Origin of the sequence: Paenibacillus guangzhouensis, assembly GCF_009363075.1 — a bacterium.
In the GTDB taxonomy this organism is placed as follows: domain Bacteria; phylum Bacillota; class Bacilli; order Paenibacillales; family Paenibacillaceae; genus Paenibacillus_K; species Paenibacillus_K guangzhouensis.
On the sequence record NZ_CP045293.1, the window covers coordinates 3,670,388 to 3,696,842 of the forward strand.

Genomic DNA, 26,455 nt, shown 5'->3' on the forward strand with positions numbered 1-26,455 from the left:
TAGCCTCCTTCTCAGATAATGAATGCCGTCCTCCACTATATTCTTGCTGCTTGCTTACAATACCATTATTACGCTCACTTCCATCACAATTAAATCCAAATTCCTCATAAGTTCTATCAAAATTCTCATCAATTTGCAGGAAATGAAAAAAGGTAACTCCGTCGAAAGGAAGTTACCTTAACATTTAACTACAATCATGCAATTCCCGGTACAAAGGAATGACGATACGAACCGTCGTCCCTGCACCCCATTCGCTCTCTATCGTTACGCCGAATGATTCTCCGAATTGCAGCTTGATCCGCTCATTCACATTTCGGATGCCATAACCAATACTTTGTTCTTGATATTCAAATATTTGTCTCATCGTTTCCTCACGCATCCCGACACCGTTATCGCTCACTTTCATGACGATGGTGCCTTCTTCCTGATAAGCGGCAATCCGGATATGAAGGGGCTCTTCAGACATGGCATGCTTGACCGCATTTTCAACAAACGGCTGCAAGATCAGCTTCACGGTATCGTATTCCATGACGGAGAATTGAATGTCATAGCTGACATCCAGCCTGTCGACATGCTTAATCTTTTGGATGACAACATAAGATTGGACCTGTTGGATTTCCTCACGAATCGGGATAATCGATCTTCCTCGATTCAAGGTCAGGCGATAGAACGTTGCCAGCTGTGTGACCATCTGGTGCAGCTTTTCCGTTTCGCCCAAACGAGCCAGCCTGCTAATTGAAGATAAGGTATTATACAGAAAATGCGGTTTAATTTGAGCTTGAAGCGCATCCAGCTCGGCTTCCTTCTTCTGCAAGTTGCTGATATAGACCTCCTGAACAAGGTCCTCAATATTCACCGCCATCTCATTAAATGCAATCGCAATTTGCGCAAACTCATCGGAGCCGACCGATGGAATCCGTTTCGTAAAATTCCCTTCCTGAAATGCGCGGAGAGATCGAACAATCCTGTTGATCTGCTTCGAGAATGTATTGGACACAATGGCACCGATCGCCATGAGCACCAAAAAACTGGCCAAGCAAATAAGCAGTGTCACATTTTTGACTTTCTGAGCGGCATGTTCGAGTTCTTGCAGCGGTACGAGCGCCACAGCGCGGTATTTGGTTCCCTCGATGGGCTCGTAGATCTGCATATAAGCTCTCGTGTCTGCCAGCCAATGCGGAGGAAGCGGGTTGCTACTGTTCTCGTACACCGTCTCGTTATGATTATTGATGACAGCGAAATAACCGGGGATGCCGTCTTGACTACTGCTGTAATTCAAATTTCCGAACAACTCGTCTTTTTTGACTGTAATCTGCATAGTCCCAATCGCCTTAATCGTCTCAAAATCCATCATCTTACGAAGCCAAGATACATTGCCGAACTTCACATCCGAACCCACCTGCATCCATTGGGAATCGACATGCATGTCATCGAATCTTTTCACCCAATTGAGCTGCTCTATGTGCTGATAATGAATCAGATTATACCGTTTTCCTCGGGAGAGCGGATCTTCTTCGGTCTCTATATCATAGATTTCAGGCAGGGTCGTGTTATGCAAAAACAAATTAATGACGACATTTTGCGGTGCCAAATTCATCGCCGAGTCCAGCTTGGGGAGAATCTTTTGCGTCACCGTCTGATAACTGTCCAAGGGCTCATATCGCTTATTTAATGCCCGCTGCAACGACTGGTCTAGATAGAGCTGATTATCCACCAGCTCCACCGTTTTCATTCTTCCCTCGATATTATCAACAGCCTGCACTAAGGTGCTTTTCACATTCTGAATCGTCTGCTCCTTCACATATTGCACGGATGTATAATAAGCGTAATAACCAATCGTAATAACAGGTACGATCACGAGCAGCATATAAGATGCCAGCAGTTTGTATTTGAAAGGAAGCTGTTTCATGATTGTCCACGGCCTTGCTTACGGTAATCGACCGGCGGAAGACCAAAACTTTGTTTGAAATGCCTGCTGAACATCGTCAGATTCTGATAACCGACTTGGTTAGCCGCCTCAAATATTTTGAGCTTCGGGTCCTGCAGCAGCTCCCGTGCTTTCTCCATCCGCTTCTTCGTGACGAAATCACTGAAATGTTCATCGGTTACCTCTTTAAACAAATAACCCAAATAATTCGGCGAAAAACCGAATAGTTTCGCAACGTGCCGCAGCTGCAGCGATTCTAATAGATTCGCTTCCACATATCTTTCAATTTCGTCAATCAACTTCCGGTTCGGGTTTTTCTTCTTGTTGTGCAGATGCTCAGATACCTCGAACAATTGCTTGCGCAGCCAGGACTTTATATCGTGAATCGTCTCAAAATCGTAAAGGACGTTTAAATTTTTCAGATCGATGCTTAAGAGATCAGACAGATTGACGTTCAGCGATTGCAGGAAAAAATCCGTTTTCGAAACGACGTACAGCGCAAAGTTATAGACCGACAACTTGTCCTTCAGATGATGCACTAACTTAAATAACTGCTCTAAGGTATCATGAATAAGTACAAGTTCGTAATTGACGGTCGCTGTAAACATCCGTTCCATCATCTGCTCGAGATCTAGCGTTGTTTGAACGATCTCACCGGCCGGCTGATCCGACGTAATTACCCGGCATTTGCCGATAAACATTTTGGTCGCGAGCGCCTCGCAGGCTTGCAGATAGGAGCTTGGCGCCTTTTCTAGGGAGATGACCTCCGAGCCGAGTCCAACCGTGATCGTCAAGTTCGAATGGTTCTGGACATGCTCAACGAGAGATTGCATCATGACATCAGCCTGAAACCCCATGGATTGAATGACGACGACAACCTTGTCATCCCCTGTTCTGCAATAGATCCCGAGTCGACTCGCTTGCAGATCATCGATGATTAACCGAAATCCATGTTCGATGGCGATTCTCCTCTGCTCTTCTGAAAACGTCTTCAATTTCCAAGCCATGTCATCCATCTCGATCAGAGCCACGCAGCAGGGACCGTCCTGCCAAGGGAGGCCGCCTCTTTCATATAACGTGAAGAAGGTGCGGTAATCGATCGTTCCGCGCAGCCACTGATACATCATTTCATTCTGCAAGAGCGGAATCGAAGAATCTATCTGTTCTTCCCTTTTCATTTGTTCCCGTTCATATTTCAATTGCTCGCTAACAAGCTGCAGCGTGTTCACCAGCTCTTGATCATCCACAGGTTTTAAAATATAGGAACTGGCATTCATCGAAATCGCTCGTTTGGCATATTGGAAATCATCATGACCGCTAATAAAAATGATTTTCAAATGGGGCAGCAAGCTTTTGGCTTGTTCGGCCAGCTCCAAACCAGACATGATCGGCATTTGGATGTCGGTAATTAAGATATCGACATGCTGTTCCCGCAGCAGATTTAGAGCGGCCCCTCCCCCGTGTACAGCGCCAACAATGGTCATGTCCAGCTGTTCCCACGGCGTAAATCGCTGTAAGACTTCCAAATCCAACTGTTCATCGTCCACTAGTAATACTTTATTCATAGAATCAGTCCTTATATCAATCAATGCGTACGTATTTCATAGTATACCTTCCCATTCGTCAAATCTAAAGATCGTGTCGATTGATGTCAGTTAAAAGTCGTAGCCTGTACTCCGTCACTCCACGCACTATAACCAGCTATGTTTTTCGCCCTTACCTTAACTGTATGGCGAGAGCTTGGGGCGAGGCCCGTTTGTGAGAAATCGCTCGTTACGTTGCTAATCACAAGGTCATCAAGCATCAAATCATATTGCAGCGCTCCAGGTGACGCATCCCATTTCATATTGAGCATGGATTCATTTTCCGCCACAACCGTCACATTTGTCGGGATGGGAGGGATTTGAGGAAATACTCCAGATCCAAACATAAACCAGTTCAGTTTGCACATGGATTGGCTCGCACCATGAAACACAAGAACAATGCTATGAATTCCAGTCAGTTCCACGGTCAGGTCGCTCTTCACCTGAACATATTGATCCATATCCCCTGTATTCGGAATCGAGAGCGTGCTAATGATCTGACCATCGATGCTGCCCAGTCTGACCTCCATCGAACCCCCGGTCAATGAACTTGCTACGCGAGCATTGAACCATGACGCTTCACCTGCACCAAAGTCGACCTGGTCGTACTGCAGCCAATCTCCATCTTTCAGATTCGATATACATAGATCATATTCGCGGTTAGCATCTTCACTAATCCACTCCGTTCTGGCGTTGATGAGCAGTTCCTTATCGGAGACAAATTTCTGATCGTCATAGCGCCCAGCGTCAATTTGTCGATTCATACCAAAGAGGTTCCCTTGATTTTCTGTCGTTGTTAATACAAAAGAATCGACATCTACATACCCGCCAAGCTTCGTTGTTGCATAGTTGAAAATACCGAATCGCATGCCAACATAAGTTCCATAGCGCATATCGTATCTTCCGCCAAGCCTTGTAAACGTGATCCCGTCCGTACTATAGAAAAACTCCATACGATATTCATGTCTTGGCATCTCGGCTCTGAACCACACTTCTTGAATACTGTCCGGTAAGGTCACGGCTGCATGTTCAATCGAATTATCGTTTATCACAATCGACTGACGACCTTCATCATATTTAATCCCGATATAAGTAAATTCTTTTTGCATCAAACATAGACCCGCCACATCACCATTCGCCATATGGCTCACATCGAGCTTCACGGTTCCTACACAATCCGGCCCAACGACGCGTTGTGTGAGTGTATTTCTAGCATAGGATAAGTTCTCTGTTACACTTGATGTATGAAGTCTCATATATCCTGGTCTTTCTTCAAGACTCCATTTGCTGTTATCCGGATTGTGATTCCACTGCCACTGCAACCCTAACGTATTCGCTCTAAAATCATCCGAAGTCGGAAGCGCTTTGGGCGCAATATACCCTACATTCGGGATGTTTGGCTTGGGATGCGTAACGACAGCTTTTTCTCCATCGACTTGCCCCATGTATGGCCAGCCATTCTTCCACTCGACAGGCTGCAGCGTAGGGACCCTGCCAAGCTTCGATCGGTCCTGGAAAATGATTGCCCACCATTCGGAAGTACCGTCTTCTTGAGGTACATCGACAATCCCCCCTTGATGAATGCCATTCCCCCAGAAGTTCATGAAGCTTGTCATAATATCCTCGACTTCATAAGGCCCATGGGCTAAATCCTTGGTCCGAATGGCCACTTCTTTCTTAGAGCCATGCTTCCAAATCGGCGTCGTAAGAATATAGTAGAGACCATTGATTTTATAGACATGCGCACCCTCATTGTAGCCATGATAACGATGACCTGGGCATGGGTAGGAATAAATCTTCTTCCCGTTTCTTCTCGCACCGGGTTCTCTCTTGGATCGGATCGATAATTGACCTGTTGCTTCATTGACGATCGCAAGCTCGCTTAGATAGAGCTCTCCTTGTCCATGCACGACATAGATTTTCCCATCCTCGTCAAAAAACAAACCAGGATCGTAGAGCTCATCCTCCAGTTTATACAATGTCCAAGGCCCTTCGGCGCGATCTGCAATACTGACATAAGCAGCGTCATGATTGATATTGAACATTAGGTAGAATTTGCCTTGATGATACCTTAAACTCGTAGCCCATGGCCCTTCATCATACACATCGCCGCCGATCAAGTCGTATGGATCGCCTTCCATTCGCTCAACCGCATAACTTGCGTATTCCCAATTCACTAAATCTTGCGAACGCATAATCGGACATCCGGGAAATAAATGCATGCTCGTAGAAGACATATAATAGGTGTCGCCGACTCGAATCACATCATTATCCGGATAGTCCCCCCACAGGATCGGATTCGTGTAGGTGCCGTTTCCATTATCAGCGGTCCATCCTACATTTCTAGGTATTAAATGATCTGAAGTTTGTATGCTCATTGTTCCAAGTGCCTCCTATCATTCCTTCTGATATAAATGTAAGAGTATACAGAAGTGTATACTCTTACGTTCGACAAACTGAAATTATTGACCGTTCATTTTATTTAGATTTTCCTGCCATTTTTTCTGGACGTAATCGAGCACTTTAGGGAAGTCAAGCTTTTGCATTTCTTCGTTCGCCTTATTCAGGATGGACTCGACTTCCGCATCACTCTTTGCATAAATCATGGTGGAGAATGCTTGATCAAACATATCCGTTACCGACTGCAGAATAATGCCTTCTTCCGAATCCCCTTGCGGATCGGTATTCGCAAAAGCCGTAATGTCCATCGACGTCTTCCAAGCGACGTTCACCTGCTGCGTCGTCTGGAAATCCCGCTGCTCCTCAGGAAGAAGACTCTCTCTAGCTACTTTAGCTAGATCAACCCATGTTGCATTGCCGGCCATCATATTATCAGATACGTGCAGCTTGTCGAGTTCAGCTTTGTCCATCGTCTTATATTTATCGTTCGGGATTGGAATGCCGTTCTCGTCTCTCTCATCCCAAAGGAATCCCTGAGGTCCGAACCAGAGAACCGACTGCCCTTCGCTGCTTGTAACCCAATCCAGGTAAGCGAAGATACGTTCAGGATCCTTCGCATTTTTCGTAATGACGAGTTTGCCGCCACCTTCTCGGCCGGTATAGTTCAGATAAATTTTGTTCTTGTCCAAGCCCTCTTTGTGGATCGGCCAAATAAATTCGTACCCGCCTTCTGGGTCTTGCGCGCGGAGCGTCGAGTTCGGAACGCGGGCTCTACCCGATAAGTTCGAATTGATCGAAACTGCTACTCTTCCTTGGCTCAGCTTCTCGATCATTTGATCGGCCTTTTGCGTAAACACGTCCTGAGTTAAGAGTTTATCGCGATACAATCGGCTCGCAAACAGCATGAATTCCTTAAATGCCGGATCTTCTGTAATCGGCTTGAGCGTATTGCCATCCGGATAGAACATTCTGCTCACAAAATATGGTGTGCTGTTTTCTTTGAACGCGGAATACATCATTTTGATATCGTACGGACCACCCACTTCTAGCGGAATCACGTTCGGATATTTTTCTTTCACCGATCGCAGATAGCTCTCGAGTTCAGTCAACGTCTCTAGCTTCGGCGAACCCATTTCTTTATAGATTTTTCGGTTGATCCCCCAACCGCCGTTACCGTTCATATGATTGCCACCGACATACCATTCCGGGAAAACATACAACTTGCCGTCTTCTGAACGATTGATATTGATGATTTGGTCTCCGGCAGACTGCTTCAGGTTCGGATACTTGTCAAGATACGGATCTAGCTCAACCAATTGGCCTTCACTGATCAACCGATCCAACTCAGGTCCTGGCGATAGCGAAATCACATCAGGCAATTCACCGCTGGCATACATGGCGTTGAATCTTTGTTTGGCGTTGCCATTCGTCGGCAGATAATTAATGGATACTTTCTTATTTTCCAGAATCCACTTCGTGGTCACCGTCTCTCCCCATGGAGCAGGCTGCCATCCGTCATCAAACGTATACATTGAAAACGTTAGCGGTTGATCTTGGCTTGCTGTTTCTCCGGCCTTTCCATTCTCAGTCGCAGCTTTGCTCTCATCTTCGTCGCTTCCGCAGCCAGCTAGCATGGTACTGCAAGTTAGAACCGCGGCCAACATACAGGTCAGCCATTTTTTCTTGTTCATTGCTACGATTGCCCCTCTCTTATCATCTCTTCTATGTTATCGCCTTCTGGCGCATAACATCTACCTATTCTTTCAATGACCCGACAAGTACCCCTTTGACAAAATACTTCTGCACGAATGGATACACCATAACAATCGGTATGGTTGCTACCATCGTCGTTGCCATCACGATCGATTTATGCGTGACGCTCTGTGCGTTCTGCAAGAATTCCTGCTTGGTCGCACTGATCACCGTTGAGGATTCAAATGATAAAATCGATTGTATCGTTTGGTTCAGAATCACCTGTAATGGCAGCAGCTTCTGATTCGAAATATAAATCGAAGCGTCAAACCAAGCGTTCCAGTGGCCTACGGCAGTGAACAACGATAATGTCGCGATAACCGGTCCCGATACCGGCAAGACAATTCGGAAAAACGTATCGATGTGATTACATCCATCGATTCGGGCCGATTCCTCAAGCCCGTCAGGGAGTCCCAAGAAAAAGGTACGGAAGATAATCATATTCCAGACACTGATGATCCCAGGGATAATGAGAACCCAGAAAGTGTTCATCAAATGCAAGTCCTTAATAAGCAGATAACTCGGAATGAGACCTCCGCTGAAATACATTGTGATAACGCAGAGGATCATATAGAACTTTTTGCCGATCAATCCGCGCTTAGACATGGCATACGCGAACATGGAGGTAAACAAAATCGACAGGAAGGTTCCTGTAACGGTTCTTGCCACCGTGATCCAAAATGCGTTGATTAACCTTGCATCCTTAAAAACATATTTATAGTTCTCCAGCGTGAATGCTCTCGGCCAGATGGTAACGCCCCCAGCCGCTGTATCATTACCTGCATTAAAGGAAATAACCAAGGAGTTCCAGAACGGATACAACGTAACAACGGCGAGCAACAATAAAATTACATATACCACAACATCGATCATATGATCTTCGAGTGAACGTTTCACAAGGCGCCTCCTTTCTTCGATGCCATTACCATAAGCTTGAGTTCCCTAACCTTCTGGCAATCCAGTTCGCGATGACAAGCAGACCGACGCTGATTACGCCTTTGAACAAGCCAGCCGCCGTCGCATAGGAGAAGCGATAATTCTCGATCCCGACGCGATAGACATACGTATCAATCGTTTCTGACACCGGTCGCAATACGACGTTTTGCCCCTGATTGGTAAGCAGCAATATTTCTTCAAAGCCCGCGTTCAGAATTTGCCCAACCTGCAAAATGAGAAAGATAATAATGACAGGTGCGATGGACGGAATCGTAATGGATACCAGCTGCCGCATCCGGCCGGCGCCGTCAATCGATGCCGCCTCGTACATATGGGGATCGATTCCCGTAATGGCCGCCAAATAGACGATGGCGCCGAAACCGATTTCTTTCCAAATCCCCGACGTGATCAGAATACTCCAGAAGTACTCAGGGATGGAGAGCCAATGGACGGGTTCGTCGATGATGTTCAGCTTCTGCAGCAGCATGTTGACACTGCCGTTGTCAACCGACAACAAGGAGATGACGAAGCCGGACACGATGACCCACGAAATAAAATGCGGCAAGTAACTAACCGTCTGTACGAATCGCTTGAAAAATGCGTTCTTCACTTCATTCAGCATCAGCGCAAAAACGATCGGCGCAGGGAATGCGATGAACAGCTTCAACATGCTAATCACAATCGTATTCCGCATGATCTGCCAGAACTCTGGCGCGTTAAAGAACATCCTGAAATGTTTGAAGCCGACCCATTCGCTCCCAAAAAATCCTTTCGCCGGACTGTAGTCCTGAAATGCGGTAAGGACACCCCACATCGGGATGTAGGAGAAAATAATAATCATGATGATCGCAGGGATGACCATAATTTGCAGGTCCCACTGCCGTATAAACCGTCGATTCAAACGACTCACCTCCTGCTATTCTGTGAAGTTTCTTATTGGATCAAAAAAGTCCTATGCGATCGTGAAACGAGTGACAGCAGAGGATAACCCTTTCGCATGGGCCGTCACGATCACTTCGCCAGGTACTGGTTGCGATTGCAGCAGTACCGTCGCGATGCCCGCCTCGGCCTGCATCGGATTCTCACCAACGATGACAGCGGGACCTTCGACTTCGAAAGTTACTGCATGGTTGGCAGATGGTACGACAGTTCCATTCGCATCCAGAATCTCGGCATAGGCGAAGACAAAATCAGATCCATCTGCCGCGAGTTCCTTGCCGCTGGTGTCGATGCGAATGGAGAGCCTTTCAGGTTCAAGCGGCGTACGTACAATATGTTCGGCCTGATCCTTGCCTTCAATTCGTCCAATGGCTTTGAGTTCGCCGGGCTCATAAGCCACGCCTTCGAACGTAAATGGCGCTCTCTCCAGATGGCGGCAATTCCCTCCATCATGCCTGTTTACCATCACAATGCCTGTATCGTCCTTAGACTCCACGCTGCCCTCTTTCCACTTATGCTGCTCCTCGTCGGTCAGCCAATAATCGACTTCATAGCCTGTTACGCGTTCTCCGTATTCCGTGTCGGGCCCTTGGTCAGGTTTTTGTACACCTACCGATTTCCCGTTAACAAACAGTTCAATTTCATCACAGTTCGAATACACGACAACTTTGGCCCGCGAGACACGTTCTGTCCATGTGTTTGCAATGAACACCATCGGTCCGCTATCGATTTGTGCGTGTATCACATCCGGCTCTCTCTGACTCTGATAGAAGTAATACACGTATTTCGGCAGCCGGAAGGTATCTAACGCTCCGCATTCCGCAACCCGCGGATAGCAGCCCCGGTTATGGTCAATGCCAACCCACGAAGCGTCGCCTAGCGACCAACGGTTGCTTCGGTTACGATTCAGCGACCATTGATAATTCCACGCTTGCAGCAGCAACTTCTCTTCTCCGGCACCGCGCGGTACACGGCTAGTACTCTCCTGACCGCCGAATTCATAATCCCCGTATTCTCTGTCAAAGCCCCCCTTATTAGGCAGTGATTCCTCCAGTGGACGGGTCAAGTCACGATCTTCCCACATGGTGTACGGCACATCATAATTGACGTAGGCAGGGTCTATCCTACCAATCGTATCTCCCGAAGTGTTCATTTGGTCTCCGGGATATTCTTCATGGGCGATCAAATGGCATTCATGGAAAAATTCATCCGTAGCACCTTGTCGTTTGTTATAGGTCTCATTCAAGCTAACCTCCCACATGATCATACATGGATGATTCCGGTCACGGCGGATCATATCCCGAATGTTTTGCTTGACGATTTCCTGAAATTCCCCAACCTCGCAGTACTGCCAACCAGGAACCGGCTCAACGGTCATCAGTCCGAGCTCGTCACAAGCGTCCAGGAAAGCCGGTGACTGCGGATAATGGCCAAGCCGTACGAAGTTGAACCCACCTTCTTTTACCTTCATCGCATCGCGGTATTGGGCGTTGTTCGAAGCTGCATTACCGATATATGGATATTGTTGATGGCGGTTCGTCCCGCGGATGACCAATCGTTCTCCGTTGATCATAAAACCATTGGTCTTGCTGAACGAAATTGTGCGGATTCCAATGCGGGTGAGCATCTCATCCGTCAACCGACCATCACCATCAATAATTTCCGTCAACAGCGTATATAAATAAGGTGTATCCGGGTGCCAAAGTTGAGGATATGTAAGTGAGATTAATTGTTTGAATGTGTGATCCCCGCCAGCTGTAACAGTCTCGACCAAGCTTTCTGAAGATCCAACGCATCTGCCTTCGTTATCCAGGATCGATGTTACGATTTTGACATCCTTGTCATGATCGTGTTCATTCAACACATGCGTTTGCACCTCGACTGTTGCAGCTGCTTGCGAGACGTCGGAATATTTGACAAAAACCCCACCTCCCGCTTGCTTCCCCGCATACACCGCATCAGTAACATGGAGTTTGTCCATGATATGGAGCTTCACGTTGCGATACAATCCACCGAAATATGAAAAATCTAGACTCTCCAGCGGTTTACCGGGCGGTATTGAACCGTTGTTACGATTATCGAGCCGAACAGCTATCACATTCTCCACGCCGAATTCAACATCTTCGGTGATATCAATCATAAACGGCAAGTAACCACCTTTATGGATCAGCTTGAACTTCCCGTTGATCCATACATAGGCTTCATGCATGGCCGCTTCGAATTCAATGAAGAGCTTCATTCCTTGATAAGTCTCGTCTACAAGAAAGCGCTTACGATACCAGCAAAAACCTTGATAGTGCAAATCTACATGAAGGGATTCGATTTTAGGCGTATGCGGCAAGTTGACGCATTCCCACTCAACGTCGGGTGTTAGCCTCTCCTCGGCTCCCGAGATATCCCCAAGAAGAAACTTCCATTGCTTGTTAAAATTCAAAGTGCTTCGACCGAGATTCGTACATTTCATGATTACTAACCTCCTAATTAACCATATCTTAAGGTTTTTCGACATGGGAAACTACTACGCTCAGCAACGATTTTTGCATTCTATCAACGGAGTCGATACGGCGAAATGGACAAGCTACACCCGCAGCTGACTACTTTGCCGGATCGCTTAGCAACAGCCGGACAAAATTGAAGAAAGGTCTGCTTCGATTACAGAAGCAGACCTTTCTTCAATATGTCGAATCGTGGATTTAATGAAGCCATTCGCGAAATCATGCTGATTCACACTAGCGTCGAACCACCATCCACGATAATCACTTGACCCGTGGAATATTGTTCACGCATTAAATAAAGAAACGCTTCAGCCGCATCCTCGGGTTCGCCTACATGACCTACTGGGAGAGAGTCCCCGATAGCTTTATACATCGCATTACGGTCTTCCTCAGGAATGCCGTTGTACATTTCCGTGCGCATAAGTCCAAAAGCAACCGCGTTGACACGAATCGGACGAAGCTCAATGGCGAGCGCCCGAGTCAGTGCCTCAACCGCTCCACATATGCTAGATGGAACGATCAAACCTTTGGGGGGCCTGGTTCCGGCAACGCCTGATACCAACGTGATAGACCCGCCCGTTCTCATGTTCGGGCTGCCGTATTTGGCAGCCATTAACGCTCCCCAGTATCGAAGGTCATACAATCGGCGCGCTGCATCGATGTTTATTTCGTTGAGGCTTTCAAACTGCAACGGTTCGCCGGCAGAAAAGACCAAGTGATCGAATTCGCCAATATGGCTGAAAAATGCACGAACCTCTGTCTCGTTTGATAAATCAACGACATGCCCTTCCGCTCCTTGCGGTAAGCGTGAAACGGCATGGTCAACCCGCTCTTTACGGCTGGATGCAACAACGACGGATGCCTCTTCCTTCGCAGCAGCTTCGGCTGCCGCAAATCCGACACCAGACGTTCCTCCGAGCAGAACCACCCGTTTTCCTCTTAATGTACTGCGGTTACTTCGTTCATGATTTCCCATATACAATCTCCTCTGTTTTGTTATTCACCACAAGCGGTAAGTGTATTATAATCGTGGTGATTAACGCGCAACAGATCTGTATTTCTACTGCTATTCCGAATTCTAGTCGCACGGATCCTAGTATAAATTCTATTACGATAAGGAGATGTCTCATCCTTATGAATAACGAGAGAAGACGAAAAGAGCTGGCCGACTTTCTCCGGTCCCGCCGTTCCCGATTATCGCCCCATGAGGTAGGCTTATCGGTCGATACTACCCGCCGGCGCACGCCTGGTTTGAGACGGGAAGAAGTAGCCAGTCTATCCGGTATTTCTTTGCCGTGGTATACCGCATTAGAGCAAGGACGGGATATTCAAGTATCGGAACAAGTATTGGAAAGCTTGGCGCGGACACTCCGTCTGAGTCATGATGAACGTCATCATTTGCTGGTATTAGCTAATCATGGGTTACTTCCAAATACTACGGGGGACGAATCTGTTCCCTCAGCCGTTCAACAAATTCTCGATAGAATGGGGACATACCCCGCTTATGTTATCGACAAACACTGGAATGTCATCGCTTGGAACAAAATATCAAGTACGCTATGCGGAAATATGAACGAAGTCGCACAGGTCGAAAAAAACGTGCTTTGGCAAGTTTTCATGATGAAAGATAAAGAAGCGCGCATCGTGAACTGGGAGCATGTCGCGACTGCGCTGTTGGCCTATTTTCGCAACCGCTATGTTATGAACATGGACGATTCGTGGTTACGGGAAGTCGTTTGCGAATTGCACGATAAGAGCGAGGAGTTCAGGGTGCGGTGGGAACGACATGACGTTTCAGGTCATTCGGAAGGGGAACAAGTCATCCAACACCCAAAAGCGGGCTTGCTGACTTTTCGCTACAACACATTTGCCGTTTCGGGACGAGGAGATTATGCGATGAGGGTGTTCACGCCGGTTGAAGGCACGGGAACGGAAGAAAAGCTGGAGCAATTATTGCGCGAATCTTGATCTATGATATGCAACAAGCCGTTTTCCTCAATGAAGGGGAAGACGGGTATCTTATTGCTACGATTTGAACGGCGTGATCGAAGCCACCGAATCGACGAGCCAATTAACTGCTTTTTTGCAGTTATTTCAGGCGCGGAGCGCTTTTTCAGACCCAATAACTGCTTTTTCGCAGTTATTTCAGGCGCAAGGCGCTTTTCCGGACCCAATAACTGCTTTTTGGCAGTTATTTCACGCACGGGGCGCTTTTTCGGAGCCAATTAACTGCTTTTTGGCAGTTATTTCGTGCGCGGAGCGCTTTTCCGGACCCAATAACTGCTTTTTTGCAGTTATTTCACGCACGAGGCACTTTTCCGGACCAATTAACTGCTTTTTTGCAGTTATTTCAAGCACGGAGCGCTTTTCCGGGCCTAATTAACTGCTTTTTTGCAGTTATTTCAGGCGCGGAGCACTTTTTCAGACCCAATAACTGCTTTTTTGCAGTTATTTCAGGCGCGGGGCGTTTTTTTGGCCTAATTAACTGCTTTTTTGCAGTTATTTCAGCCGCGGGGCGCTTTTTCAGACCCAATAACTGCTTTTTTGCAGTTATTTCACGCACGGAGCGCTTTTCGGGCTTAAATAACTGCTTTTTGGCAGTTGTTTCAGGCACGGAGCGCTTTTCGGGCCTAAATAACTGCTTTTTGGCAGTTATTTCAGGCACGGAGCGCTTTTCGGGCCTAATTAACTGCTTTTTTGCAGTTATTTCAGCCGCGAAGCACTTTTCCGGACCAATTAACTGCTTTTTTGCAGTTATTTCACGTACGGAGCGCTTTTTCGGACCCAATAACTGCTTTTTTGCAGTTATTTCGTGCGCCGTGCATATCACATTCTTGGAAATAAAAAAACCGCCTTTATAAAAGCGGTGAACTCTTGGGTTCTTCTTTGAGCTTTTACTTTCATTTATGCGTACGCCTCATTCCCTTCATCGAACACATCATCGCTTAATTGTTCCATGATGCTGCCTTCTCGCACAAAATCGTGATTCGCGAGCAAGATAATCGTACTTCGCGATGCGGGATACCGCCGGAATCGGCACCAATAGCCCGGAAGCCAGCCGTTATGATCCACGTACGAAGGATAGACATTCCAGCCGTATCCGTAATGTCTCTCGTCGCTCACTTGCGCATGCGGGGCGAACATCAGCCGCAGCGATTCGGCGGAGAGAAGCTTTTCCGTATATAGCGCTTGATCCCACTTCAGCAGATCGTTCACCGTGGAATGGAGATCTCCCGACGCCATCAGGGCACTCATATCGTAGTACGTCGCCGGTACGACCCCTTCATGCGTCGAGCTATAGCCGTAGGATCGATGCTTCACGAATTTCGTATGTGCGTCGCAGCCCGTATCGGTCATATCTAACGGATCGAAAATATGCCGCTGGAGGTACTGCTCATACGACAAACCGGTGACCGCTTCGATGATATAAGCAAGCATCGTATACCCGCAGTTTCCATATTTCCAGCCCTCACCCGGCGCAAAAAAAGGCGGCAGATCCTTAACTAGCGCCATAAAGCCCGGCTTATCGTATGACAATTTCTCCAAATGCCCTGTAAAATGAGGCACATCCTCGATATCCCGAATGCCTGATGTATGCGTAAGCAGATGATGCAGAGTGATGCGTTCATCTAATTCAGGGTAGTCTGGAAAATACGTACACAACCTATCTTGAAGCTGAATGGTGCCTTGCTCTGCCAGCTGCAGCATGGCCATGGCGGTGAATGCTTTGGTTAGTGAAGCGATCCGGTACTTGGAGCCGATTCGATTCGGCACTTCAAGCTCCCGATTCGCGAGACCAAATGCCTCCTGATAGAGAATTTCCCCCTCTCTTGCCGCAAGCACAGTGCCGCTGAAGTGATTGTCTTCCGCGAATTGATGCATCCGATCCGAGAACTTTTGCTGCTGCCGATCCATTCCGTTCCTCCTCTGCGGTCACTCTGCTTGCCATTCTTTTTCCGTGACCACGTTCATCTCTTTCCCGTCAGATGTAATAAGAATATTGCCATGCAATGCTGTAACGTACAATTTCACGCCGTTGTTCTTGTATCGCTTCACGATATCCGATGACTGAAGAATATTACTGCTGATGACAGCGATTTGCGGGGATACCGCCTTCACGAAAGATGGCGAAGACGACGTCTTATTTCCATGATGGGGGACATGCAGCATATCTGCCTTGAGCGCCTCGCCCTTGCCCTCCACCAATTGATATTCGCGTTCTTTATAAATATCACCGGTGAACAAGAACGTTTTTTCTTTATAGGTTACTCGTAAGACCATTGCTTGATTGTTGACCTCGGCAAAACTAAACCGTTTGACCGCGCCCGGCAAAGCGCCTTTTGGCGGATTCAGCACCTCAACCGAGACATCCTTGCCAAGCTGAAACGTTGCCCCATCCTCCAAATATTCGATCTTGACCTTTTTCTCTTGCAGCGATTGAACCGTGTTACGGTAGGCATTCGAATCATACGGCAGATTCTCCATGATCATGGTGGAGATCTCCTTAGACTGTAACACCGCTTGGAATCCGCCAATATGATCGGCATGCGGATGTGTATTCACAGCAACATCGATCTTCTCTACGCCAAGCTTGTCCAAATACTTCACGACTTGTGAACCAACCTGAGGGATCCCCGCGTCGATCAGCATGGTTTTACCGTCCGGCGTCTCAATCAGAATGCTGTCGCCGGTGTCTTCCGCCGATTGCAAATCGAAATATCGGATCGACAATTGATCTTTAGTTCTGGCAGCATCGAAGATGTCCTGTTTCCCGGCGGTTGAACATCCCGACAAGAGTAATAAAGCAGCTGCGATGCTCCAGATAACAGCAAACTTCGCTCGCCGCAGCCATTTCTTGATGCGAATCATTCTGCTCACTCCTCTCGGCATCATTTAAAGGTGGAATGGGACATCGCGGACACGATATATTTCTGCGCGAACACGAATAGGATCACGATCGGCGCAATCACGATAACACTGCCGGCCATCAGCAAATGCCAATTCAGCATTTCCGAACCGCCAACCGAATTTTTGAGCATGGCGATCCCTACGGTCAGCACGCGCATATCATTCGTATTCGTCATAATGAGCGGCCAGAAATACGAATTCCAGCTGCCGATGAACTTCAGAATAATGACCGTTACCACGGTTGGCATCGCCATTGGCACGAGTATGCGGTAAATGATATGGAATCGGTTCGAGCCATCCACTCTCGCCGCCTCCAGCACGTCGTTATTCAGCGACTTGAAGGTCTGGCGCAGCAGGAAGATGCTGTATGCCGAAACGCCGTTCGGAATGATCAAGGCAAGGAAGGTATTCAGCCACCCGAGCTTCGCCATCATCACGTATACCGGCACGAATGTCACCTGATCGGGGACGATTAAGGCAGCAATCACGAAGAAGAACCATTTGTCCCTGCCCCAGAAGTTGCCTTTGGCGAACGCGTAGGCAGCCAGCAGACTAATATTCAGCTGCAAGAAGACAATGCCGACCGTCTGAATCAGCGTGTTCAATGCATAGCGCCCGAATGGCGCCGCGCGGAACGCATCGCTATAATTTTCCCATGCAAGCCGCTCTGGCCAAAAGGTCGGAATCGCCGCCTTCAGCTCATCCGGCGACTTCAAGGAGGTAATCAGCAGCCAGTACATCGGAAAAAACATCAATAGCGTGATGAGAATCGCCACCGTATATCTCGTTGTTGTGAGTAGTCCTTTAGTCGACATCTGTTGCTCTCCTATCCTTCATAATGAACCTTCCGCTTGGACAGCCAGAACTGTACGAACGTGAAGAAAATAATGATAAAGAAGAAAATGATGACAAGTGCAGACGCCTTGCCCGCCTTGAATTGTACGAACGCCATTTCATAGATCCACATGACCATCACCTTGGTCGATCCGAGCGGACCACCGCCTGTCATAACGCTGACGGACTGGAACACCTGCATCGAGGAGATAAAGGACGTGATTACAAGGAATAACGTCGTGGGCGAGAGCAGCGGGATCGTAATATGAAGCAGCTGTCTCCATTTATTCGCGCCATCGATACTAGAAGCTTCGTAATATTCCGTCGGAATGCTGCGTAATCCTGCAATGAAAATAATCATCACAAACCCGACGCCCTTCCACACCGACACACTCACGACAGACCATAATGCCGTGGACGGATCATTCAACCAGAAAATCTTGTCGACGCCAAACAAGGCAAGCGCCTTATTGAGCACGCCATATTCCGGATTTAGAATCCAGACGAACACCATCGAGGCAATGACCATGGAAATGTAATAAGGCATAAAAATCAACAGGCGCATCGCGCCGAATGCCTTCGATCGATGATTGAACAGCAGGGCGAGCCCTAGACCGATCAACAAGGATAACACCACGTCGAGTACGGTGTACGTAAACGTAATTTTAAGCACACGATAAAATTGATCATCCTTTAACAAACGCTCGTAGTTCAGCAAACCGACGTATTTCTTAATCGGCTTGATTAAATCCCAGTTGGTTAGACTGATATAAAATGACGATCCGAGCGGGAAATACGTAAAAATCGCGAGCAGCAGCAATGCCGGCAAAGCGAGAGAAAAATCCTTCCATTTCTCCAGCGTGCGATAGCCCAGGATTCCCGTTCTCGGATTCGATTGACCGCGCATGCTCATCCCTCCATCTCTTGAAGTATCGTTCATACTGGCAGCAACAAGCATATAAGCACAGGAGAGGAGAGACCGATGTCTCTCCCCCTGCCGAATGAACCTTCGATAAATTCAGTCCTATTGCAAAGGCAATGTATATGTGGATTCCATCATCGTGCCTTACTTGGTTGCGTATTCCGCCAATACATCGTTCATTTGCTTCGCCGCTTCCTTGAAGGAAGCATCGACATCAGCGTTCTCCAGCACGACCTTACCTAAGGCTTGAACATAGAACTCGCTGACTTCGTCATACGCTGGATGCTGATCGCGAGGCATCACGTTGTCGAAGTTATCGAATACCGCTTTATATTGCGGATATTTCGTGAAGTACTGTTTGCCTTCCTCGGATTCGATCGCCGATTTGCGTGTTGGGAGGTATCCTGTGAACTCCGCCCATTTAATGTTGTTCTCCGGTGCCGTCATGAACTGTACGAATTTCCATGCCGCTTCTTTTTCTTTCTCTGATGCCATATCCATAACGGCAATCCCTGCGCCGCCGATTTGCGAGATACGTTTCTTTTCTCCTGGCAGGAAGGATACTCCCACCTCGAATTTCGCTTTTTCCATATACCATTTGATTAATGCAGACGTGTGCTCGACCATGCCGATTTTACCGTCGAAGAACATTTGACGCATCGTATCGGATGCACCTTTGCCGTAACCGATATGCATGTAACCTTTGTCTTTCCACTCTTTGAATTTCTTCATAAACTTCACGCTGTCCGGTTGATCGATCGCCGACATATTGTCCGATGTGAGCACGGATCCACCGCCGTTGATGATCCACGGGTCATAATACCACGAAGACCAGCCTGGAACAGAGAACGCATAACGTGTCGTTTTGTCGCCTTCTTTTTTGGTTAGTTTCTGAGCGAATGACTCGATCTCATCCCAAGATTGCGGAGGCGTAATGCCTTCCTTATCGAACATCGTTTTGTTATATACGAAGACGGATGTACTCACGATGAGTGGCAAACCGAATTGCTTATTCTGATAACTGTATGCCTTCAGCATCCCCGTGGAGAAGTCCGCTGTGTCTACCTTGTCACGTGCGATGTAAGGGGATAGATCCGCAAGCATGCCGCTCTCTGCGAAGTTCGGAACTTTGGCAACCTCAACATTGGTCACAGCTGGAACTTGCTTCGCGGCTACGGCAGCCATTAACTTCTGCTGCAGCTCATCGTAATCGCCTTGGAATACCGGTTCTACCGTAATGTAAGGATATTTCTTATTGAACTCCTTGATCATGTAGTCAAGTCCCGCCGTCTGATCCTCATCATGACTGTGCCAGTATTGAATCTTAATCGGTGTCGTATCTTCTTGGGCCGGGGCCGGCGGTACCGTCGCTGCTTCCTCCTTCGCCTGGCTCTCAGAACAACCAACGGCCGATGTAACAGTCAACATCAACAGCGTGACGAGCAACAACAACTGCTTCATTTTCACGGGTAAATCTCCTCTCAGAAATGGGGTTAAAATATATGAGAAACGCCGCTGTGGGACGTTCATCATCAACATTTTCGGGACAGCAAAAAGAGACAACGATAGCACACCAAGGAGCAATAATCCATTCTCTCAGCCAAGCGCAAAGAAGAAGATTATCGGCCCTCAGGGTTTTCTCATTGTCTCTGCCCTTTTCTCCCGATCGAATCTGATCGATTTCGTATTCAATTCCATATTTCTACTATATCAGCCATTTGTTAACTCTATCACAGCAGTTTGTAAAATCTATTTCATCGCTGTGTAAAGGTTTCGTGAAGATAGGAGCGCCTTCAGCACGCCAGGGTAGTCCGTAATGATACCCGATACGCCTTTGTCAATCGTCTGCTGCATGGCATCCGTCGTGTTGATCGTCCAAGGATAGACCTGCATACCGTGGCTTGTGACTTGGAGGATATCCTCACGATCAATCAGCCTATGATAGGGATGCAGCGCGTGAACGGGTACGCCCACGAGATTCGCGAGTTCAACATGATCGATTGCATTCATCGTATACAGAAGCCCGATTTTCACGTCAGGTTCGATGTCCGCAAGTCGCCGCAACGACTTATGGTCAAAGGAAGAGATGACGACTTGCTCCAACCGATTGTACTCGCGCAGCAAGTGCAGCAAGCGTTCTTCGATTTGCCCTTCGTATGTTTCTTTAATTTCAATATTCAGCAGGATCTGTGGAGGAACGAGCTCCAAGACCTCGCGCAGCAGTGGAAGCCGCTCCCCCGCATACGTCTCATGGAACCACCGCCCAGCATCGTATTGCTTCAGTTCGCTGACGGTCATCTCCCGGATGATGCCGGAGCCGTCTGTCGTACGGTCAATGGTACGGTCATGACAGACAATTAATTCGTCTTCTCTGGATAGATGAATATCCAGCTCAATGGCGTCGCAGCCTTGCCGAAGGGCAAGTTCAAATGCAGCCATGGTGTTCTCAGGCGCTTCGCCTGCAGCCCCCCGGTGCGCGATAATAAGCGGGGTGTACATGTTCTCATTACATGATGATGTCATTGGGTTAGAATCCTCCTCATTCGCTGTAAGAATACAAAATCCCCTTCAGAAAAGGCGCACCGAAATAAGCTCAGGCGCCTCTTCCAAAAGGGATTCTCTTCATCTCTGTCCACTCTGAAAGCAACAATATATCATTTTATGATGACCACAATTCACTTCTGCCACAGGATACGGCGAGTGCGCCAGCTTCCAGCGCATCCATAATCTCCTGCTGCGTTCCGATCAGACCGCCTGCAATGATTGGTAACGGCGTCAGGTCTGTCATCTGCCGAATCACCCTCGGCAATAACCCCGGCATCACTTCGACGGCATCCGGTGTACATTGCTCAGCCGCCTTAATTCCTTTCGTTACCGCATTATGATCGATGAGAAAGGTTCGCAGAATCGCCATCAGGTCCATCTCCTTCGCAAGCCGGATGAGATGGGTCCGCGTCGAGATTATACCCGTCGGTTTAATGCACTGAGCGACATAAGCTACACCACTGCGGTCGGCTGCAATGCCTTCGATAAATTCCATATGCAGAAAAACATGTTTGCCAGCATCTCGGATCCGGTCGACCATCGGTTTGACATTCATAATCGAACCGACCATTAAGAAGATAATGTTCACCTGACTGCCTAACGCACGCTCCAGATCGGATTCATTCTGAATTGCCGCAATCGTCTGATGTTCGACCAAGTCAACTATAGGATACATGCCAGCCACCTCTGTCCTTCCTTACGTGCTCCTATTGTAGCATGAACACGTACCGATTGGACCCGATTTACAATCTCTTAAGAATTAGAGCACGTCTTGTTCATATGAACCTTGGGCAGCCATCTCCATGAATTGCTTCACCTGTTCCAAGGTCGGCGCGCCGCCAGCGCCGCCGATTCGCAGCACAGCGAGCGCCCCGCAGGCATTCGCGAAACGAAGCAGCGCTTCGCCGCGCAAGCCTGATAAATGTCCGTAGATCATCCCGGCATTGAAGGAGTCGCCTGCCCCGGTTGTATCGATGGGATCCACCGCGAAGCTCGTGCCAACGACCGAAGTACCATCGGGCTGAAATATCACGGAGCCTTCCCGCCCCCGCTTCACGGCAACTGTACCGCGTGATGCGGGCAGCTTGGCGAACGCCTCTCTCAAATCTGCTGCGCCTTGAATCGCAAGGATCTCGTCTTCACTCGGCAGGAAGAACGTCGCATGCTGCAGCAGATCCTTCAACCTCTCGCTGTCCCAATCCTCCGCTGGATCCCAGCCTGCATCGAACGAGGTCGATATGCCATGCGACTTCGCCATTTCAAAGACGGTGGCCCAGTGCGGCCGCATCTGATGCTGCAAATAATAGGAGCCGAAATGGATATGCGCCGCTTGCTGCCATAGCTCCTGCGGGATATGACGCGGCTCCACATCGCCGATCGTGCCCATCACCGTTAACAACGCGCGGTCCTTCGAAGACGACAGTGATATCGTACACCCTGTGCGCAGACCGGGCACAACGTGAACATGCTCCGTGCCGACGTTCATGCGCTTCAATTCTCGCACCAGGAAATTCCCGAAATCATCGTCGCCAACCACCGAGACGAACCGGACATCCGCCCCCATGGCTGCAAGGACACAGGCCGTAATCGCCGAGGATGAGCCCATGACCAAATCGCAGGAATCGATGATTTTCTCCCGATTCCACTCCGGAGCGATATTCTCTCCGCGCGCAATAATATCGACATTCAATTCTCCAATCACGTAAATAACCTTTTCCAGTCTGGCGTCCCCCTTTTGTCATATCACCTTACTTCAACGCCGGAATATACGGTCGTTTGGCCAGCTCGCTGAATGCCTCCTGATCTCCGCCCCACGCTCGCACTCGTTCAACCAGCGTACGATCCGCTTCTTTCTGGTACCGCTTCACGAGCAAACTCTTTAACATCCAAATCATACCATTAATTTTCTATCAAAAATAGAATACTTGCTATTCCGGCAACAAAAAACGCAACCATTAGAGTAGGTTGCGTTGCATAAGATTTAACTAACGACGGACAAAACGTCCGATTCGATCTGCGGATCCCGTGACAGATTTGCTTGGCGCGCCTCTCGGTACATGAGCAATCCGATGAATAAGGACGCAACACCAATAATCATAAGCAGTGCGCCAATCTCCCGACCATAGACCGTTAACCCTCCATCACGGAATGCCATGCCGCGTAGGAGTCGATTCAGCCAGTTCATGGGCAGCGGCCATGCCGTGATTTGAAAAAATAACGGAAACGCAAGCGGTGTCAACTGAATTCCCGTGGCGAGAAAAGACGGGTACAGTACAAAGCTCGTACGCAGACTCACTTTGGCTGAATTTTGCGCAGAGTAACCAATCAGCATTCCCATGAGCGACAAGGCAAATGTGTATATGAGCAAGGGGATCACAAACAGATAAGGTTCTGCTTCAAACCGCATATGTCCCACTTGCTTGAGCAAGCCATAACATAGCAGCAGCGAAATCGCGCTCAGAACAGCATAGGGAATGCTGCGAGCCCATAACTGTGCAGGCGATGACCCGTTTGCGAACAACCTCCCCTCCTGTCTTAGACGCGGGGCAATCGATCCCGCCGCGGTCGTCGTTATCATTAACACGACGATGTTCACAAATCCTAGCACCATGAAGCCGACATAGCTCGTAGTCGGATTAAACAACATCCGTTGTTGAAGAGACAACGGAGATATGAGTCCTTTCGACGCGTCAGCAGACATCCCGCTCTGCGTCAACCGGGTCATGGAGAGGGTCATATTTTCCGTGGTGATGATCTCTTGCATGGCCGTTCGAATCCCGGTTAATCCTGAAGGCATCGTGTTATCCATGAGAATGCCAATGTTCGAGGATAACCCCTGCATTCGGCGCATCTCCAATCCGCTTGGCAGCATGATGACCGCGACAGCTTGCTCGTTCGCTAACAGGTCATCGGGAGCCATGCGGCTCGCGAATACATTCGTGACCTGCATATATTGGGACGCATTCAGTTGCGTAATCAGTTCCCGCGAATATGCGCTATGGTCTTCGTCAATCACAATCACTGGCGATTTATTAATTTGGTTATGGGAGAACATCAATCCAAAAAATAAAGCTGCAACAAGCGGGCCGATAAAGATCCCCTTCAGAAATTTGCTGCCCTTCACGTATCTCCATTCGTCAATCAGCGAGATCATCAAGGTTCACCTCCGCCGTCATCCCCGGAAGCAGATCAGGACTTGCATCGACCGAGATTCGGACTAGGAGCATACTTAAATCGGCTTGCCCCCTCTCCCGCGTCATACGCAGGTTAGCAAATTGCGGTGCAGCTGCAACGGAAGCGACGACGCCATGGACTTGATCCGGATGGTCTAGATATGGAAAATGAACCTTAACGCCTTGATTGATCGCAAGCTTCTGAATCTCACTCTCTTGCACATAAAGATCCGTATAATAAGCTGATTTCTGGATCATCGCAACGGGCATCCCTTGCGTGATCTGATCGCCCGGCTTTACAACGATTTTGCTCATCTGTCCCGTCTCCGGCGCGAGGACATCCTCTTCGGTCCCACCAGCGGATTTCACTTTGAATAGCAGCTCTCCTTTTTGAACCGCTTCACCCATCGCTTTGTTGACCTGAACAATTGTTCCGGGGCTTTTGTCATACAACATGATCTTCTGCTCTGCCTCGAGGGTGCCTTGCTTGCGATTCTCCGCTTGGCTGACAGCATCTTTCCCTTTCGCAACCAGAAGCGAGCCCCCCGCAATAAGAGTGACAGCCATGACCATATAAACGCCTATCTTGAGGTTCATTGTGCCAACTCACCTTCTCTCCGATCGTTGTGAACCCTGATTTTGCGAACAGCGTTCTCGGCAGCTTCCATAATGACTTCACCAAGCGTCGGGTGAGGATGGATTGTCATTGCCAGATCCTCTACGGTCGCTCCCATCTCGATCGCTAAGGCGAGCTCCGATACGAGGCTAGATGCTTCGACACCGACAAGTTGTGCACCCAATACGATTCCCGACGACGCGTCCGCGATGATTTTGACAAACCCTTCCGATGCTTGCAGCGCGAGTGCCCTACCATTAATCCCGAATGCCGATTTACCAATGACAATGGGCATGGCTCGTTCCTTGGCTTCTGTCTCCCCTAGTCCAACACTAGCCAATTCCGGCTCTGAGAATACAACCAGCGGGATAGCTTTGTAATCCACGACCGAAGGCTCACCAGCTATAGCTTCGGCTGCAACCTTCGCTTCATACGAAGCTTTATGGGCTAACGCTGGACCCGCCGTAATATCTCCTATGGCAAAAATATTCGAAATCGCTGTTCTGCACTGATCATCTGTCTCGATCAGCCCCCTGCTCGTGACGGGCAAGCCAATTCGCGCGAGACCTAATCTTCCATCGGTGTTCGGTTTTCTTCCGACGGTCACTAACGCATATTCCGCACGAAGCGTTTGCTGTTCTTGGTTGATAACATAGTGAAGGGTTAGCTCGTCTTCCCCTTGCTCCGCCGCAACAACTGTCGCTTCGGTGATGATGGTGATTCCGTCCGCCTTCAGCTGCTTCATAACCGGTGCCGTCAGCTCCGTCTCGAACCCTGGCAGCACGCGCTTGCCTCCCTCTAGAATGGTCACCTGGGTGCCGAACTTGGCATACATTTGTCCGAGTTCCACGCCGATATATCCACCGCCGATAATGATTAAGCTCTTGGGAATCTGTGACAGCGACAGCGCTTCTGTCGAGGATAGAATACGTCCGCCAAACGGCAGGGCTTGCAGCTCAATCGGACGAGAACCCGTTGCCAGGATGGCATTTTTGAATGAAATCCGTTGTTCTGTTCCTTGATATTCTACTTGTGCTGTATGTGTATCGATGAAGCTTGCATCTCCCTCTAGAACTGTTACCCCAGCTGCCTTTAGTATATACTTGACCCCGCCGGACTGCTTATTCACAATCATTTGTTTGAAAGCTTGCGCCTCTTCGAATGATCTTGAAGGAACCGACTTATTCCACTGATGCAGCAACTGATGGCGATGCGATTCAGCAATCAATGCTTTGGACGGAATACAGCCCACGTGCGTACAGACCCCTCCAATCTGTTCACGTTCCACAACGGCTGTCTTCATGCCAAGCTGAGCGGATCGCAGCGCCGCAACATAACCTCCCGGCCCCGATCCAATAACCAATGTATCTACCGATACAAGCTGACTCATACTCCGTACCTCCTAAACCGACTTTAAAATATGATG

22 protein-coding genes are annotated in these 26,455 nt (G+C 48.5%); 1 reads left to right on the forward strand and 21 read right to left on the reverse strand.

The window, feature by feature from the left end:
- Nucleotides 1–184: 184 nt before the first annotated feature.
- The 8 genes from GCU39_RS16470 to GCU39_RS16505 form a co-directional block, all read right to left on the reverse strand.
- On the reverse strand, nt 185–1,909 hold the full coding sequence (locus tag GCU39_RS16470; protein ID WP_152394514.1) for a sensor histidine kinase: 1,725 nt from the start codon (nt 1,907–1,909) through the stop codon (nt 185–187).
- Entirely contained in the window at nt 1,906–3,492 is a 1,587-nt protein-coding gene (locus GCU39_RS16475; protein WP_152394515.1) for a response regulator, read from the reverse strand. Before GCU39_RS16475 ends, GCU39_RS16470 begins: the two co-directional genes overlap by 4 nt.
- An 86-nt stretch (nt 3,493–3,578) precedes the next feature.
- Entirely contained in the window at nt 3,579–5,888 is a 2,310-nt protein-coding gene (locus GCU39_RS16480; RefSeq protein WP_152394516.1) for a family 43 glycosylhydrolase, read from the reverse strand.
- Nucleotides 5,889–5,972: 84 nt separating this feature from the next.
- Nucleotides 5,973–7,601: an extracellular solute-binding protein gene (locus tag GCU39_RS16485; protein ID WP_152394517.1), complete on the reverse strand. Its 1,629-nt coding sequence runs from the start codon at nt 7,599–7,601 to the stop codon at nt 5,973–5,975.
- A gap of 64 nt (nt 7,602–7,665) precedes the next feature.
- Nucleotides 7,666–8,535 carry a carbohydrate ABC transporter permease gene (locus GCU39_RS16490; RefSeq protein WP_152397286.1) on the reverse strand — a complete coding sequence of 290 codons (870 nt, stop codon included), beginning with the start codon at nt 8,533–8,535 and terminating at the stop codon, nt 7,666–7,668.
- A gap of 49 nt (nt 8,536–8,584) precedes the next feature.
- Entirely contained in the window at nt 8,585–9,460 is an 876-nt protein-coding gene (locus tag GCU39_RS16495; protein ID WP_227793643.1) for an ABC transporter permease, read from the reverse strand.
- Nucleotides 9,461–9,550: 90 nt separating this feature from the next.
- Nucleotides 9,551–12,001, reverse strand: a complete 2,451-nt coding sequence (locus tag GCU39_RS16500; protein ID WP_193726511.1) for a glycoside hydrolase family 2 protein — start codon at nt 11,999–12,001, stop codon at nt 9,551–9,553.
- A 260-nt stretch (nt 12,002–12,261) separates the two neighbouring features.
- Nucleotides 12,262–13,008, reverse strand: coding sequence for an SDR family oxidoreductase (locus GCU39_RS16505; RefSeq protein ID WP_152394520.1), 747 nt, complete (start codon nt 13,006–13,008; stop codon nt 12,262–12,264).
- Nucleotides 13,009–13,166: 158 nt separating this feature from the next.
- On the opposite strand from GCU39_RS16505, the gene GCU39_RS16510 reads away from it, so the two are divergent.
- Entirely contained in the window at nt 13,167–14,000 is an 834-nt protein-coding gene (locus GCU39_RS16510; RefSeq protein WP_152394521.1) for a helix-turn-helix transcriptional regulator, read from the forward strand.
- 382 nt (nt 14,001–14,382) lie between these two features.
- Here the strand turns inward: GCU39_RS16510 and GCU39_RS16520 are convergent, their stop codons facing one another.
- The 13 genes from GCU39_RS16520 to lpdA all read right to left on the reverse strand — a co-directional run bounded on the left by GCU39_RS16520 (nt 14,383) and on the right by lpdA (nt 26,419).
- Entirely contained in the window at nt 14,383–14,820 is a 438-nt protein-coding gene (locus GCU39_RS16520) for a hypothetical protein (protein ID WP_152394523.1), read from the reverse strand.
- A gap of 116 nt (nt 14,821–14,936) precedes the next feature.
- Entirely contained in the window at nt 14,937–15,947 is a 1,011-nt protein-coding gene (locus GCU39_RS16525; protein WP_152394524.1) for a serine hydrolase domain-containing protein, read from the reverse strand.
- Between the two features lie 18 nt (nt 15,948–15,965).
- On the reverse strand, nt 15,966–16,901 hold the full coding sequence (locus tag GCU39_RS16530) for a ComEC/Rec2 family competence protein (RefSeq protein ID WP_193726512.1): 936 nt from the start codon (nt 16,899–16,901) through the stop codon (nt 15,966–15,968).
- A gap of 20 nt (nt 16,902–16,921) precedes the next feature.
- Nucleotides 16,922–17,755, reverse strand: a complete 834-nt coding sequence (locus GCU39_RS16535) for a carbohydrate ABC transporter permease (protein ID WP_152394526.1) — start codon at nt 17,753–17,755, stop codon at nt 16,922–16,924.
- Nucleotides 17,756–17,766: 11 nt separating this feature from the next.
- A complete protein-coding gene (locus tag GCU39_RS16540; RefSeq protein WP_152394527.1) occupies nt 17,767–18,681 on the reverse strand; it encodes a carbohydrate ABC transporter permease in 915 nt (304 codons plus the stop codon).
- 159 nt (nt 18,682–18,840) lie between these two features.
- Nucleotides 18,841–20,157 carry an ABC transporter substrate-binding protein gene (locus GCU39_RS16545; RefSeq protein ID WP_321575646.1) on the reverse strand — a complete coding sequence of 439 codons (1,317 nt, stop codon included), beginning with the start codon at nt 20,155–20,157 and terminating at the stop codon, nt 18,841–18,843.
- Nucleotides 20,158–20,445: 288 nt separating this feature from the next.
- Nucleotides 20,446–21,219 carry a glycerophosphodiester phosphodiesterase gene (locus tag GCU39_RS16550; RefSeq protein ID WP_227793229.1) on the reverse strand — a complete coding sequence of 258 codons (774 nt, stop codon included), beginning with the start codon at nt 21,217–21,219 and terminating at the stop codon, nt 20,446–20,448.
- A gap of 136 nt (nt 21,220–21,355) precedes the next feature.
- The gene (locus GCU39_RS16555; protein ID WP_152394529.1) at nt 21,356–21,916 is read right to left on the reverse strand and encodes a glycerol-3-phosphate responsive antiterminator; all 561 of its coding nucleotides are present in this window, start codon (nt 21,914–21,916) and stop codon (nt 21,356–21,358) included.
- A gap of 84 nt (nt 21,917–22,000) precedes the next feature.
- Entirely contained in the window at nt 22,001–22,942 is a 942-nt protein-coding gene (locus tag GCU39_RS16560; protein ID WP_227793230.1) for a carbohydrate kinase family protein, read from the reverse strand.
- A 46-nt stretch (nt 22,943–22,988) separates the two neighbouring features.
- Nucleotides 22,989–23,135 carry a hypothetical protein gene (locus tag GCU39_RS31580; RefSeq protein WP_193726513.1) on the reverse strand — a complete coding sequence of 49 codons (147 nt, stop codon included), beginning with the start codon at nt 23,133–23,135 and terminating at the stop codon, nt 22,989–22,991.
- An 86-nt stretch (nt 23,136–23,221) separates the two neighbouring features.
- On the reverse strand, nt 23,222–24,394 hold the full coding sequence (locus GCU39_RS16565; RefSeq protein WP_152394531.1) for an ABC transporter permease: 1,173 nt from the start codon (nt 24,392–24,394) through the stop codon (nt 23,222–23,224).
- Nucleotides 24,378–25,010, reverse strand: coding sequence for a biotin/lipoyl-containing protein (locus tag GCU39_RS16570; protein WP_152394532.1), 633 nt, complete (start codon nt 25,008–25,010; stop codon nt 24,378–24,380). The genes GCU39_RS16565 and GCU39_RS16570 overlap by 17 nt, the downstream gene beginning before the upstream one ends.
- Nucleotides 25,007–26,419, reverse strand: a complete 1,413-nt coding sequence (gene lpdA / locus GCU39_RS16575) for a dihydrolipoyl dehydrogenase (protein ID WP_152394533.1) — start codon at nt 26,417–26,419, stop codon at nt 25,007–25,009. The genes GCU39_RS16570 and lpdA overlap by 4 nt, the downstream gene beginning before the upstream one ends.
- Nucleotides 26,420–26,455 lie beyond the last annotated feature (36 nt).